We start from the raw sequence: 14,352 nt of genomic DNA on the forward strand, positions 1-14,352 counted from the left end.
TAGGCTGAGATCTTAGGTAAATCCGGGATCTTAAGGCCGAGAGCTGATGACGAGTGTTCTTTTAGAACACGAAGTGGTTGATGCCATGCTTCCAAGAAAAGCTTCTAAGCATCAGGTAACCAGGAACCGTACCCCAAACCGACACAGGTGGTTGGGTAGAGAATACCAAGGCGCTTGAGAGAACTCGGGTGAAGGAACTAGGCAAAATGGCACCGTAACTTCGGGAGAAGGTGCGCCGGTGAGGGTGAAGCATTTACTGCGTAAGCCCACGCCGGTCGAAGATACCAGGCCGCTGCGACTGTTTATTAAAAACACAGCACTCTGCAAACACGAAAGTGGACGTATAGGGTGTGACGCCTGCCCGGTGCCGGAAGGTTAATTGATGGGGTTAGCGCAAGCGAAGCTCTTGATCGAAGCCCCGGTAAACGGCGGCCGTAACTATAACGGTCCTAAGGTAGCGAAATTCCTTGTCGGGTAAGTTCCGACCTGCACGAATGGCGTAACGATGGCGGCGCTGTCTCCACCCGAGACTCAGTGAAATTGAAATCGCTGTGAAGATGCAGTGTATCCGCGGCTAGACGGAAAGACCCCGTGAACCTTTACTATAGCTTTGCACTGGACTTTGAATTTGCTTGTGTAGGATAGGTGGGAGGCTTTGAAGCGTGGACGCCAGTTCGCGTGGAGCCAACCTTGAAATACCACCCTGGCAACTTTGAGGTTCTAACTCAGGTCCGTTATCCGGATCGAGGACAGTGTATGGTGGGTAGTTTGACTGGGGCGGTCTCCTCCTAAAGAGTAACGGAGGAGTACGAAGGTGCGCTCAGACCGGTCGGAAATCGGTCGTAGAGTATAAAGGCAAAAGCGCGCTTGACTGCGAGACAGACACGTCGAGCAGGTACGAAAGTAGGTCTTAGTGATCCGGTGGTTCTGTATGGAAGGGCCATCGCTCAACGGATAAAAGGTACTCCGGGGATAACAGGCTGATACCGCCCAAGAGTTCATATCGACGGCGGTGTTTGGCACCTCGATGTCGGCTCATCACATCCTGGGGCTGAAGCCGGTCCCAAGGGTATGGCTGTTCGCCATTTAAAGTGGTACGCGAGCTGGGTTTAGAACGTCGTGAGACAGTTCGGTCCCTATCTGCCGTGGACGTTTGAGATTTGAGAGGGGCTGCTCCTAGTACGAGAGGACCGGAGTGGACGAACCTCTGGTGTTCCGGTTGTCACGCCAGTGGCATTGCCGGGTAGCTATGTTCGGAAAAGATAACCGCTGAAAGCATCTAAGCGGGAAACTTGCCTCAAGATGAGATCTCACTGGAACCTTGAGTTCCCTGAAGGGCCGTCGAAGACTACGACGTTGATAGGTTGGGTGTGTAAGCGCTGTGAGGCGTTGAGCTAACCAATACTAATTGCCCGTGAGGCTTGACCATATAACACCCAAGCAATTTGCGTCGAATGACCAGATTGCGGTGACTGTGAAGATGACACGAACCGAAAGTTTGCGTCACAAGCGACACCTGAATAACTGACTGTCACATACCCGATTTGCTGAAGCGCGCCGTATGGCACGACTCGGTACCCGAATTTCTTGACGACCATAGAGCATTGGAACCACCTGATCCCATCCCGAACTCAGTAGTGAAACGATGTATCGCCGATGGTAGTGTGGGGTTTCCCCATGTGAGAGTAGGTCATCGTCAAGATTGAATTCCAGAAACCCTCATCGCTTACGCGTTGAGGGTTTTTGTTTAAGTAGAAGTAACCAAAATTCGCTGAAACGTTACCTGATAACGGATCAGCAACAGAATTTCTTGACGACCATAGAGCATTGGAACCACCTGATCCCATCCCGAACTCAGCAGTGAAACGATGTATCGCCGATGGTAGTGTGGGGTTTCCCCATGTGAGAGTAGGTCATCGTCAAGATTGAATTCCGAAACCCCTCATCGCTCACGCGATGAGGGGTTTTGTCGTTATGGGCCAGCACTAAGTCTGAGAACCCATTCCGGCCTTCCTACCTAGAGGCCTGTTTTCAGGCAAACAGATTGCGCACGTTGCCCATTGCCCCTTCAGCAAAGCCCTGGAGAAAATCTTGAAAGGCTTCGCCCTCTGGCCCCCCTTGAACAGGATCGGCAATAATCGTCCAACTCGCCACGCATGTTTTTTCACCATCAGCCTCAACAGTCATGGCCGCCCATAGATTGCTGACCGGCAGACTGGTATGGATCAGCGACCAGGTCATGTACATCGCATCATCATCACGAGTGTTCAACTGCTCAATGGCCACATTGCCATCCTTGAACAGCTTCCTGCGAACCGAGCCTGCTCCTGCGCCCGTAACCTCGGTACTGTCCAGCGCCGTTATGAATGCTTGAAACCCGCCGAAATTACCCACGATTGCCCATACGTCATGCGCATCGCCAGCGACATTCACTGCGCATACCACGCGGCATATGTGTGGGTTTTTGATCAGGGTGTCCGGCTTCAGATGGCTGTGAAATGTATGCATGTCTTTCTCCATTTATTACGTCAGGGTGCTATTGCTCAGATGAAGTTGATTTCTTTCAGGTAATCGCAACCCCTGCGCAGCAGTGTCGGGGTCTTCCGTGGGTAGCGCTCGCCCATGAGGCGGATGCCTTTCAAGGCGTTCTGATACTCGATCATCGAAATGTCGCCGATGTCCTCTTCAAAGCCGTCGAGGTAAAAACCCAGCACGCCAAATAACGCGTTCTGACTGTCGACTCTGCTGAGCTGGGTCTGCCACTGCGCTACGCTGACCAACTCGTATGGGCACCCGGCTTCGCGGAAGGCTTCCACGTAACAGCTCCAGCTCAAGGGCTCGGGGTTATGCAAGTTGAAGACAGCGCATTCGGGCTCATGGCGACTGGCATGGAAACTGATGAACCGCGCCAGAAAGTCCACCGGCATCAGATCGAAATGGATGTCGAACGCCGGGACCTGGCCCAGCTGCAAAGAGCCCTTGAGCATCAGCATCAAACGGTTCTTCTGTGGCTGGCATACACCGGTGCTGCTGTTGAAGGCGATGTTCCCGGGTCTAAAGATGTTTACCCACGCGCCTTGATCCTTGGCACGCTGCAGGAGCCGCTCAGCCACCCATTTCGAAAGGTTGTAGCCGTTCTTGATGTAGATCGGCGGTGTATCGGCTGCAGGCTGCTCAAGCACCTTGCCGGTCGCATCGACAGCACTCGATGCGGACAACGTCGAAACGAAGTTGAAGATCTTCTTGCTGCGTCCTTCGCACAGCTTCAGGCACGCGAAGATGGGGGCGACGTTGTCTCTGGCCAGTGCTTCATAGTCCTGAACATGGTTTACATTGGCTGCGTTGTGTATCAGCGCCCCGAACTCACGGTCCAGTCGTTCGTACACCTCCTCACTGAGGCCCAGTTCGGGCAGCGCGATATCCGCTGCGTAAACGCGCACACGGCTCAGGTCCAGGTGTTCCAGCCGGTTTTCCCGGAGTGAATGCTCAAAGCGCTGCTGCGCGTTTTGCCCCGGAGCCTCACGCACCAGGCAGGCGATTTCAGTCGCCCCCCAATTCAATAGCGCTTCGACGATATGCACACCGAGAAAGCCGTTGGCACCGGTAACGATCACTTTATGAACATCACCCAGCTTGCTGACAGGCAATGCCGCCAGGGTGATGCTCGTGTTTGCATCCTCCAGCGCCTGAGGGCTCACTGTGTGGGCTGACGCACCGTCGCTGGCTAGCAGGCTGGCCAGTGTCAGTACAGTCGGTGCTTCGATAAAGCGGTTGATCGGGATACTGCGCCCGAACCGCTCACGAACCCCGAGCAACAAGCGTGAGAGCAGAATCGAATGGCCGCCCAGATTGAAAAAGCTCTCGTCCGTCGAGATATCACCCGGCGGCAACTCCAACAGCTCGGCCCACAAATCCACCAGCGTCTGTTCCTGCTCGCTGGCAGGCAGGCGAAGGCGGTGCTGCTCTGTAAAACTCAGCGGTATTTCCAGCAGCGCCTTGCGATCAACCTTACCGTTGTCGGAGAACGGCATGCCGGGCAACATAGTGTACGCAGCCGGGTGCATATACTCCGGCAGCAGGCGTTGCACATGTGCTCTCAACGCCTGTTCATCGTGCGCAGCGTAGGGTTGCGCGATAAACGCCAGAATTCGACGCTGACCGTCGACTACGACCGCGACTTGCCGGTACAACTGACTGGCGCGCAGACAATGTTCTATCTCTTCGGGCTCCACCCGAAAGCCGCGGATTTTCACCTGATTGTCACGGCGGCCAACCAAAGCGATGCCGTCTGCCGTCCACCTGGCGATATCGCCAGTACGATAGGCGCGTAACTGTTGCCCGTCCGGCAGCGTAAGCCACACATAGCGCTCGGCTGTAAGCTCGGGGTTGTTCACGTAACCCAGGCACACACCCGGCCCCACGATGTACAGCTCACCCTGAGTCTGCTCGGCGACAGGCTGCAACTGCTCGTCGAGAATCCACACCTGGCTGTTGGCAATCGGTCTCCCCAGTTGCCGATTGCTGCTGGAAGACCCGAACTCACAGGCCGTGACCAATACTGTGGCTTCAGTCGGGCCGTACAGATTGTGGAAACGACACTGCCCGCTGAGCTGCTCGATAACGTGCGGTTCACAGACGTCTCCGCCAGTCACCACATGCTCAAGCCCCAGCGGCTGATCCAGCGGCAGGATGCTCAGCAGCGCCGGCGGCAGAAACGCGTGAGTGATGCCTGCCTGCAGTACCTCCATCAGTTGTGACGGATCGCGGCGCTGATCTTCATTCGGCACCACCAGTTGGGCGCCACTCAGCCAGGCAGGGAAGATATCGATGACCGACGAATCAAAGCTCAGCGTCGAAAATTGCAGCACCCGGCTGTGCTCGCTCAGGCTCACGTACTCGGCATACCAGGCAGTGAAATGGCTGAGGTTGCGTTGGCTGAGCAATACGCCTTTCGGTTGCCCGGTGGTGCCTGAGGTGTACAGCGCCATACACGGGGTATCCGCACCCGGCCGGACGACTTTCGGCGTCGAAGCCACATCGTCGGCCAAGCTGAGGGCACTGATGTTCAGCGCAGGAAATTCGGCCGCCGCCAGCGGATGCGAGCCATCGTGCAGCAACAGTATCGCACCCGAATTTTCCAGGATGTATTGCTGCCGTTGCAGGGGCTGACCAGGATCAAGCGGAAGGTAAACCGCACCGCAGGCAAGAATGGCCAGGATGCCTGCGTACAGTTCAGGTGACTTGGGCAGACAAATGCCGATGACCGGGGGTGTATCGGCAGTGGCAGGCACGAGCGCCTGCAGCAAAATGCGTTGGATGGCGACGCTCTGCGCATGCAGCTCTCGATAGCTGAACGTCTGATTCTGAATCGACAGTGCAGGGCGTTCAACAAACCTCCGCAATGCCTGTTCCAGCCGCACGGTGACCGGGGTATCGGCAAGTTTCAACAAGTGCGGCTGCGCCGTTTGATTCAGGCGATGCTCGAACAGCAACTGATCCACTGCCTGCAAACCCTCCTGCCGTGCATATGAGGCAAGTTGCGCAGTCGGCAGGGTGTTGAAGTAATTTTCGTCTCTGGAAAAGCGGCTGACCTGCAGTGCCGCCAGGTCCACCATTCTTGCCACCGCTTCATCACGCAGCATGCGCCCGTTACCGGACGGCTCGACCGGCAGGCACTCGCAAGCAATCAATCGTCTGGCGTCAGCAGGGCCTTCCCAACACAACAGTTCCAGTCGAGGTTGCGCGTGTTCCCGAGGCCGGCTGAACCCGACTCTGAGGCTAAGCTGCACAGGCCTGTCATCGCTTTGCGGAGCCTCATCCGACGTCAGGCTGCCATCGTTGATCAGGATCGATGCGTCAGATATCGATAAGCCCGACAGCGCGTACCGGTCAGGCAGATGACGCACGCCATGACCATGATTCAGCAGCTCGGCATGCAGTTCGCTCAGGGTCGAGCTATGACCGATGAGCACGATCTCCAGGCGCTTCATTGCACCGTGCTCTGGGCAGGGAGGTAGTCCGCAAGCGCACGCTGCACGCAAGGATCTTCCAGCATCGAACTGCTCTTGAAGAAGCGCACGATGTTGCCGATCAGCGGGTGATGGCGATTGACCGGGAAATCCATCGCCGTTGTTTCAGCCCTGAGAGCTTGTTTGACCGGCTCAGGCACTTCGAGGTGATCAATTAGAGCGAAATCGAAGCCGCTCTGAATATCATTGGTCAAATATTGAGCAATGAACACCGGCATGATGAGGGCGATACACTCACGGTCCTGTTCGGCTGCCGTGTGCCAGTAAATACGCACCAGCCGCGCCCAGAACCCCGAGTGCCTTCCCTCGTCCAGCAAGTGATCCGCCATAAGGCCCTTGATCGACTGTTTGACCGAGTCGTCCTTGGCGAACGCGGCTACGTCGTTGGTGACGGTATTTTCCGCAATGGCGACGCAGATCAGCTCCACCGCACTGCGCAGATGCTCCGGAGCCAGGGCGAGGGCTGCGGGAATGGCACGGCTGAGCTCGATCTCTTCAGGCAGCCGAATGGGCTGGATGCCAGTCAGGGCGATGGTTTGCTGCATGAAGTCCATCGCCACCAATGCGTGATAATCTTCATCGACCACCACCGTCATCGCGTCATAGCGGCAGGCAAACGGAAAGCGGATGGTGAAGTTGTCCTTGGCGATGCTGCGCGCCGTTTTGTCGACGATCTCTGTTTCAAAGATCACCACATCGTTGATGAACTTGTAGAGACTTTGCACCAGCGCGTAATCGCGCAAATGCGCGCACTCCCGGCTAAATGTGTCGCTGAGCACCAACGGTTGGCGGCTGAGGGGATAGATCAGTTTTTCATCGTTTTCGACAATTCTGCGTGGGCGGGTACGAATGGTCGCGCGGCTTTCCCACGCATCGATGAACGACGTGTAGTCTTCTGCTCTCATGGTGACTTCCTTCTAGGGGGTCAGAGTGTTGCAACCGAGCTGGCCTGCACCAGTGGTGCCTGCATGCTGATGCGCAGCGTGTCCCACAGCCGGACCCTGCTTTTCACGGCTGCGATAGCCGCCTGGTAAACCTCTTTTTCCCGTTGCGCGTCGTCGCCAACCAGGCGCGCCAGCAAGTGCTCTGCAGCAGGACCGTGGTCTTCGGAGTCCACTTCGATATGGCGCTCCAGGTAATAGCGAAAAGTCGGTGCCTGATCGACGGTGATGCCCCAGTCATCAAGAATGCTCTGGAACATCTGCGGTATAACGCTCTCGCGACCATGCAAAAATGCCGCAGCAACGCTGTGTGCGGGGGCGTGCAGGGCTGTTTCGAGCGTGTGTGTCACGAAGGCCGAGGCCGCCTGACCGGCATTGACCTGCTGCAGCGCCGTCGAGTAGTGGATGCCTTGCCGTTGCAGTTCGATGAAGCGCTCGATCTGCGCGGTGCTTGCGCCGATTTCGCGCATGGCGTCCAGATAGAGTTCGAAATGGCTGTAGTGGCCATGCCCCGGTTTGTCGTCGGACTCTTCTCCCAGCACGATCTCATTGATCAGACGGGCAGCGGAGGCGTCCATCGGTGGCAGCCAGGGCAGGTGCGTGCAGGTCAATTCCTGCTGCAGACGCTTGGTCAAAGACATGAAGTCCCACACCGCGAATACGTGGGTCTCCATAAAACGCCTCAGCACAGGCAATGTGGTAATTTCTGCAAAGATCGGGTGACGGCTTAGTGCTGCTTTTTGATAAGCGAGTAGCGTTTTCTCACAAGACATGGCGATATCCTTTTGGTCATGTTAGTTGTTTTAAGTGGCGCAGTTTTTCTTTGGTGCGTGGCGGTTGGTGGTTATAAATAAGGCCGAAACTTACCGGTTGGCAGGCGAAAGACGTCCTGCTGTTCAAAGCATTAGTTCACAGTGGGCCACACAGTCCTGTGTGGGTTTTGTCGTCAGTTAAAGACGCTGCTGGGTTGCTGAAGGCCATGATGGCCTAGCGGTGCAGCAACAAGGTGGTTGGCTGCGTAGAAAACTTAAAACAAATTTAATCAGGCATGCAATCAATTTTTAATAATATTTAATTGATGTTTTTTTAAAGTAAAGCGGGTGGCTATAAAACATTCTTTCAATGTTTTATTTAGGCGCAGACAACCCTTCCGACTGAAGAGGGTCAGAATAATTACTAATGAGCGAATGCCTCGCTCAGCGTTGTCGTTAAGCCGTCTAATCAGAGTGATGGGTTTTTATGGGCGATCATTGGAAATGACTTCCAATAGGTGTGTGCCCCGTTCAGCAACTCCTTATCCATTGAGTTCAGATGAACAGAGAACTGCCCCGATGCTGCGCGGACAGCTCCAGCCGTCTCCATGGAATACCCTCCGGTTGGGTTCCCTGGGACCACGACCGAGTTTGCCTCATTCCAGTGTCAGGCCACCCGCGATCAGTAAAATAGATATGAAAGTGCCATGCCAGGTGCCGAGACTGCGAGGAGGAGGGGGCAGATAAGGGCGGTCGGTCAATCTGCCAGCTATGTTTCAACGCCGGCAGATCAACGCTTCGCTTGTTCAGGCGGGTTTTTTCTTCGATGCGCGGGCAGGCTTTGCGTTGATAGCCTTGTTGCTGTTCAGGTATTCAGTTACCGCCTTGACGCCGCGGTTGAGGTGCAGCTTCAAGGCTTCTACACAGGGCTCGACGGCCCTCTGCTCGGCAAGCCGCAGCAGCTCCCAGTGATCATCCTGAGAAAGCTTGCCCAGCCCCATGGCTGAAAGATTGAAGCGCAGAAAACGCTCTTCTTCGTTCAGGCCTTCTTCAACAAGGCGCATCAGGCGCTTGTTGCGTGTCTTGGCGTACAACGACAAGTGGAACAATCGATTGAGCTTGCCGATCTGGCCGAAGTCAGTCTCTACCTCAAGCTGTTCGATACAACGTGCGGTGTAGTGGTCTAATGATTCCGGACACTCATTTAGGCGAGAATATCGCCAGATATAGAGGTGTCTGATGACCAAGCAACGCCGTACCTTCTCCGCTGAATTCAAACGTGAGGCCGCAGGCCTCGTGCTCGATCAAGGTTATAGCCATGTCGAAGCTTCTCGCTCGCTTGGAGTGGTCGAGTCTGCGCTGCGTCGCTGGGTTAGCCAGCTCCAGCAGGAGCGCAATGGCGTGACGCCTCAGAGCAAAGCCCTGACGCCCGAGCAGCAGAAAATTCAGGAGCTGGAAGCGCGCATCGCTCGTCTTGAGCGGGAGAAATCCATTTTAAAAAAGGCTACCGCGCTCTTGATGTCGGAAGAACACGAGCGCTTGCGCTGATCGATCAGCTAGGTGCCCATGAGCCGATCGAATTGCTGTGCGAGATGTTCGAGACACCTCGCTCGTGCTACTACGACCATTGCCAGCGGCGTCGGGCTCCAGACACCGAGCGGGTTCGTTTACTCAGTCGAGTCAATGAGCTGTTCGGGCAAAGTCGAAGCGCTGCTGGCAGCCGCAGTATCGTTTCGGTATTGCAGGAAGATGGCGAGCAAATTGGCCGGTTCAAGGTACGTGGCCTGATGCGGGAACTGGGATTAATCAGCAAGCAACCTGGCTCTCATGCTTATAAAAAAGCAACAGTGGAGAGGCCTGACATTCCGAACATTTTGAATCGGCAGTTCGATGTACCCGCGCCCAATCAGGTTTGGTGTGGCGACATCACCTACATCTGGGCGCAAGGAAAATGGCATTACCTGGCGGTGGTTATGGATCTTTATGCGCGTCGGGTGGTGGGCTGGGCGTTTTCAAACAAACCGGACACGGACTTGGTCATCAAGGCGCTGGACATGGCTTATGAGCAACGCGGCAAGCCTCAGGGCCTGCTGTTTCACTCAGATCAGGGCTCCCAATATGGGAGCCGACAGTTTCGCCAGCGGCTTTGGCGATACCGCATGCGCCAGAGCATGAGTCGCCGAGGTAATTGCTACGACAACTCGCCGATGGAGCGTGTATTCCGCAGCTTGAAAACCGAGTGGATACCCGCCGTGGGCTACATGACGGCCCAAGAGGCACAGCGGGATATCAGTCATTATCTGATGCATCGCTACAACTGGGTTCGGCCACACCAGTTCAATAATGGACTGGCACCCGCTCAGTACGAGAAAAAACTTAACGTCGTGTCCGGGATCAGTTGACCACTACAGCGGCGACGGCCAGGTCCTCTGCATCCAGTAACGGAATGGACAGGCGCAACGCCTCGGACTCCAGGAGGATCCGCAGGGCATAGGCGTCTACAGCGTCTTCGGTGATCAATGGCGCTACCACCGCGCCCTTGTGCGTTTCGACGCGCAATAGAGACTGCGCCTCTAGTTGGCGTAATGCCTCACGCACAGGCATCCGGCTGACACCGAACAGCGTTGCCAGCTCCTGCTGACGCAAGGCCGTGCCGCTCGGTAAGCTGCCATCGATGATGGCGTTTCGCAGTTTTTCTTCAATAACTGATCGGGCAAGGTGCGCCGGAGGCTGCTCATTGCCCAATACGGAGCCCAGAAAGGCTTCTCTATCTGATTTACGCATCGGCCTACTTCTTCATCAACCTGACTGGACAGGGTCCACTTAATCGCGGGGCTGCTGACAGACTAGCCAAGCCTTGCCTGCACGTCGCGAAAATAGAAGCTTCATTGTGTGTTGTTGCATGATCCGGGGCGGCATTCCCAGCCTCCGGTGGTCAATAAATGCACACCTATCTTAACGCTCATCCGGCCTCAGCACCGAACGAGCGCTCAAAAGCACCAGGTTTCGACCTCGTTTTTTTGCGCCAAAGCGCCTGGAACAGCCGTTCCAGCGCGCCATGCTGCTGCCCTTCGCGGCATAAGGCCGCAGGTGAGACGCGACTCAGCGAACCAGGCGGCCGGACACAAAGTGCTGAACATCATTGAAACCGGGTGTGGAGGCATGTCCGGGTGTGACCAGCGAGTCGATGAAGGCCTCATCTTCAGGCGTGATCTTCACCGCCAGCGCTTTTGTGTAGCCGTCCCACTGCTGTTCGGTTCTGGGCCCGACAATCGCCGAAGTCACCGCCTGATTGTTGAGCACCCAGGCAATGGCAAACTCGACGATACCGACACCTTTGTCCTGCACGTACTCCTGAACCCGCTGCGCGATACGCAACGACTCCACGCGCCATTCGGTTTCCAGCAGCCGCTTGTCCTGACGCCCGGCCCGGCTTTCGCTGTCCGGAGCGATGTCCGGGGCGTACTTGCCACTGAGCACTCCACGCGCCAGCGGGCTGAACGGCACCACACCCAGCCCGTGATAGGCCGCAGCAGTGATCTGCTCGACTTCGGCCTGACGGTTGACGATGTTGTACAACGGCTGGCTGATGACCGGCTTGTCGACACCCAGACGTTGCGCGACGTTGACGATTTCCGCGATACGCCAGCCGCGGAAGTTCGACACGCCCCAGTGGCGAATCTTGCCCTGACGGATCAGGTCGCCAATCGCCGAGACCGTAACTTCCAGCGGAGTGTTCTGATCTTCCTTGTGCAGGTAATAGATATCCACATAGTCGGTATCCAGTCGCCGCAAGCTGTTCTCGATGGCGTTGAAGATATGCTTGCGGTTCAGGCCTGCCCGGTTGGGCAGGCCGTCTGCAGGACCGATGGCGACTTTGGTGGCCAACACCCAGTCGCTGCGCTGCGCCGCAATGGCCCGGCCGACGATTTCTTCCGAGCGACCGCCGTTGTAGACATCCGCAGTGTCGATGAAATTGATGCCCTGATCCCTGGCCTTGTCGATGATACGCAGTGACTCTTCGGCACCGGTCTGCTCGCCGAACATCATCGAGCCGAGGGTCAATGTAGAAACCTTGAGGCCTGACTGGCCGAGGGTTCGATAATCCATGCTCATCATCTCCTTGTCATTCAATCGAGTTCAGGCAACCCCCACGCCTTGAGCGGGAAGTCGGCCAATGAGGCAAGCAGCAGATCTGCGTGCTCGTATTGCTCGACCGGCATGTGCGAGTCCGGCACTGCCACAGCGTACATGCCGGCAGCCTTGGCTGCGGTGACACCGAACGGCGAGTCTTCGAAGACCAGGCAATCTGCCGGGGCAACACCGAGACGGCGTGCGGCGACCAGAAAGATATCCGGCGCCGGTTTGGCCGCGCCCACTTCAGGGTCATCGGCGGTCACGACCGTGTCGAACAGCTCGAACCATGCGCGGTGCAGGGTCGTCTTGGCCTGGAAGTAATGCACCGACGAACTGGTGCCCACCGCAATGGGAATATTGTGGGCAGCCAGATGCCGCACCAGCGCCTCGGCGCCGGGCATTGCCGCAGCGCGTGGGAAACGCTCTTCGAGCATGGGCTCCCGAACCTCGAGAAACTCGTCTATCGACATCGGCAGTTCAAGCGCCTTGATCACGTAATCCGAGAAATCTCGTGCGCCACGGCCAATGGTGTGTTGTTTGACAGACCAGTCGAAGGTTCGGCCATGTCGGCTGGCAATCAGGTGCGTGACTTCCGTGTAGACACCCTCGGTGTCCAGCAACAGACCATCCATATCGAAGATGACGGCCTTGATCGGGCCTCGTTCGTTGTGCTGTTCGCTCATGTGATCCCGTCCGGTTTTCGAATTCGGTTTTCAGCCTAACGTTTCCATGAACACCGTGGCTACCCTGTGTTTCTGATAATCTTTCGCGGTTTTCGGGCTGTGCTACCGGTCCCGGTACGACTTCCCCATCATCAGAACGGATATCTTCAGGTCACTATGAATAAATCAGCAGGTATAGCGATTGGCGTCATTGTCGTAGCGGGCGCATTGGTTACGGGAGGTGCCTGGTACACAGGCAATCAGCTGGAGGGCGCGCTGAACGATTCCATCAGCAAGGCCAATCAGGAGCTTTCCAAATCATTCAACGGCACTGACACCAGCGTCAAACTGGAAATGGTCTCGCTGGAAAAGCACTTCTTCAGCAGCACGGCGCATTATCGTGTCGACATCCAGAACCTGTCCGATAGCACCCAGGGTGGCCAGTTCCTGTTTGTTGACCAGATCGAGCACGGCCCCATACCGCTGTCGCGCCTGAAAACCTTGAACCTGCTGCCGGTCATGGTCCTGAGCAATTTCCAGATGGAAAAAAGCCCCGACGCCGACAAATGGTTTGCGATGAGCAAGGGCGTCCCGCCGCTGAAAGGGCAGGCCAGCATCAGCTATGACCGCGCCACCCGGGGCACGCTGCAAATGGCTCCGCTGGAAATGACCGATGTGGACGGGACGTTCAGCTTCTCGGGGCTGGACCTGAACGTCGAGTCGTCCGCTGATGCCGAGAAATTCAGCCTCGCCGGCAATATGGATAACCTGCAACTCAACGTCGCGTCAGCTGAAGGTCCGGTGAGCATCGAAGTCAAGGGCATGACCTTCGACACTGGCGGCACCAAGGGCAAGTCCGGCTTCTATCTGGGCCACACCAACATGAAAGTCCAGAATGCGGGTTTCCAGTTGGTGGGCAAACCAAAGGTGCAGATCAAGGACTTCACCAACACCAACCTGGCGCAGGAAGACGCCGGTAATCTGGCCGCGCAGGTCAATTACGATGCGGGCATGATTTCCTATGGCGGCAAGGAAGTGGGTGCCGGGCACATGGGCTTCAAGATCGCCAATTTCGATGTGATGGCCACGCAGGCGCTGTATCAGTTGTATCAGGAAAAAATCCTGCCTCAACAACAAGCAGCAGCGCTGGAGAATCGTCCTTTCCGTCTGGAGCTGAACGCTGCCGATCAAGAACTGATGAACACCCAGATGAAGAAGCTGCTGACTGCCAAGCCGCATATCGAGCTGGAAAAGCTGTCGCTCAAGACCAGCAACGGTGAAAGCCACATGCGCATCGCGGTGGACCTGACCGATCCTGGGGCGCTTGATCAGCCTTCCGATGCGCTGCTCTTGAAAACCCTCGGCGAGGTCAACGCTAAAGTCGTCTTGTCCATGCCGATGATTCGCGACCTTGCGACACAGCAGGCCATACGCGAAGGCCAGACCGACCTCAAGGTCATCGCAGAACAGGCCAAGGCTGCCAGCGACATGGCCAGCGTCATGGCCGAGATGATGCAACTGGCCAAGGTCGACGGCGACAACATCGTCTCCGACCTGCACTATGCCAACGAAATGGTCGACTTCAACGGCCAGAAAATGACCGTTCAACAGTTCATGAGCAACGTCATGGGCAAGGTCGGCGCACTGGGCGGCCAGTAAGCTGCGGCTGCTTGCTCGGGCTGCGCGATGCGTGTCCCCGAGCGCTTTCAAGCTGATGTGGGCATTTCCTGCATCAGCGTGCTAATCACGCCCAGCGCCCGACGAATGAACTTCGACTGGGGCTACTCAGTATATTGACTACGGAGTGCCTTCAATAGCGTTGGTAGCTGAA

Annotated in this window: 8 protein-coding genes, 3 rRNA genes and 2 pseudogenes (1 of these 13 only partly in view); 5 read left to right on the top strand and 8 right to left on the bottom strand. The window is 56.4% G+C overall.

The genetic code is table 11. The annotated features are described in order from the left end of the window. The 3 genes from I9H09_RS00840 to rrf (I9H09_RS00850) all read left to right on the top strand — a co-directional run. Positions 1-1,429: ribosomal RNA gene (locus I9H09_RS00840) — 23S ribosomal RNA — on the top strand; it begins 1,465 nt to the left of the window's first position. 157 nt (positions 1,430-1,586) lie between these two features. Next, a 5S ribosomal RNA gene (gene rrf / locus I9H09_RS00845) occupies positions 1,587-1,702 on the top strand. 107 nt (positions 1,703-1,809) lie between these two features. Then, positions 1,810-1,925, top strand: a 5S ribosomal RNA gene (gene rrf / locus I9H09_RS00850). Positions 1,926-2,031: 106 nt separating this feature from the next. Here the strand turns inward: rrf (I9H09_RS00850) and I9H09_RS00855 are convergent. From I9H09_RS00855 to I9H09_RS00875, 5 genes and pseudogenes are all read right to left on the bottom strand, one after another. Next, positions 2,032-2,508 (bottom strand): SRPBCC family protein, encoded by a 477-nt coding sequence (locus I9H09_RS00855; protein ID WP_053481647.1) that lies wholly within the window; start codon positions 2,506-2,508, stop codon positions 2,032-2,034. A 35-nt stretch (positions 2,509-2,543) separates the two neighbouring features. Further along, positions 2,544-5,990: a non-ribosomal peptide synthetase gene (locus I9H09_RS00860; protein ID WP_236502619.1), complete on the bottom strand. Its 3,447-nt coding sequence runs from the start codon at positions 5,988-5,990 to the stop codon at positions 2,544-2,546. Then, a complete protein-coding gene (locus I9H09_RS00865; RefSeq protein ID WP_122346826.1) occupies positions 5,987-6,934 on the bottom strand; it encodes a diiron oxygenase in 948 nt (315 codons plus the stop codon). Before I9H09_RS00865 ends, I9H09_RS00860 begins: the two co-directional genes overlap by 4 nt. A gap of 20 nt (positions 6,935-6,954) precedes the next feature. Further along, on the bottom strand, positions 6,955-7,743 hold the full coding sequence (locus I9H09_RS00870; protein ID WP_053932776.1) for a DUF3050 domain-containing protein: 789 nt from the start codon (positions 7,741-7,743) through the stop codon (positions 6,955-6,957). Between the two features lie 785 nt (positions 7,744-8,528). Next, positions 8,529-8,894 (bottom strand): annotated as a pseudogene (locus I9H09_RS00875) (FCD domain-containing protein); the annotation flags it as partial. Between the two features lie 67 nt (positions 8,895-8,961). Between I9H09_RS00875 and I9H09_RS00880 the strand changes: the two are divergent. Further along, positions 8,962-10,124 (top strand): IS3 family transposase gene (locus I9H09_RS00880; protein ID WP_122346372.1). Its coding sequence is split into 2 segments (ribosomal slippage): positions 8,962-9,217 and positions 9,217-10,124, totalling 1,164 coding nucleotides; the frame shifts between segments, so codons are not numbered across the junction. A gap of 7 nt (positions 10,125-10,131) precedes the next feature. On the opposite strand, the pseudogene I9H09_RS00885 reads toward I9H09_RS00880, so the two are convergent. The 3 genes and pseudogenes from I9H09_RS00885 to I9H09_RS00895 all read right to left on the bottom strand — a co-directional run. Further along, positions 10,132-10,506, bottom strand: a pseudogene (locus I9H09_RS00885) (GntR family transcriptional regulator); the annotation flags it as partial. A 318-nt stretch (positions 10,507-10,824) separates the two neighbouring features. Next, positions 10,825-11,832, bottom strand: a complete 1,008-nt coding sequence (locus tag I9H09_RS00890; protein ID WP_053932775.1) for an aldo/keto reductase — start codon at positions 11,830-11,832, stop codon at positions 10,825-10,827. 20 nt (positions 11,833-11,852) lie between these two features. Next, on the bottom strand, positions 11,853-12,542 hold the full coding sequence (locus I9H09_RS00895) for an HAD-IA family hydrolase (protein ID WP_005895854.1): 690 nt from the start codon (positions 12,540-12,542) through the stop codon (positions 11,853-11,855). 156 nt (positions 12,543-12,698) lie between these two features. Between I9H09_RS00895 and I9H09_RS00900 the strand changes: the two genes are divergently transcribed. Further along, the gene (locus I9H09_RS00900) at positions 12,699-14,180 is read left to right on the top strand and encodes a YdgA family protein (RefSeq protein WP_122346827.1); all 1,482 of its coding nucleotides are present in this window, start codon (positions 12,699-12,701) and stop codon (positions 14,178-14,180) included. Positions 14,181-14,352: the final 172 nt, after the last annotated feature.

The organism is Pseudomonas tremae (assembly GCF_023278125.1).
Taxonomy (GTDB): Bacteria; Pseudomonadota; Gammaproteobacteria; order Pseudomonadales; family Pseudomonadaceae; genus Aquipseudomonas; species Aquipseudomonas tremae.

What these genes read in the sequence shown, in the direction of transcription:
- I9H09_RS00860 (WP_236502619.1), bottom strand. Translation starts at nt 5,990, where the DNA reads ATGAAGCGCCTGGAGATCGTGCTCATCGGTCATAGCTCGACCCTGAGC.
- I9H09_RS00890 (WP_053932775.1), bottom strand. Translation starts at nt 11,832, where the DNA reads ATGGATTATCGAACCCTCGGCCAGTCAGGCCTCAAGGTTTCTACATTG.
- I9H09_RS00900 (WP_122346827.1), top strand. Translation starts at nt 12,699, where the DNA reads ATGAATAAATCAGCAGGTATAGCGATTGGCGTCATTGTCGTAGCGGGC.
- I9H09_RS00870 (WP_053932776.1), bottom strand. Translation starts at nt 7,743, where the DNA reads ATGTCTTGTGAGAAAACGCTACTCGCTTATCAAAAAGCAGCACTAAGC.
- I9H09_RS00855 (WP_053481647.1), bottom strand. Translation starts at nt 2,508, where the DNA reads ATGCATACATTTCACAGCCATCTGAAGCCGGACACCCTGATCAAAAAC.
- I9H09_RS00865 (WP_122346826.1), bottom strand. Translation starts at nt 6,934, where the DNA reads ATGAGAGCAGAAGACTACACGTCGTTCATCGATGCGTGGGAAAGCCGC.
- I9H09_RS00895 (WP_005895854.1), bottom strand. Translation starts at nt 12,542, where the DNA reads ATGAGCGAACAGCACAACGAACGAGGCCCGATCAAGGCCGTCATCTTC.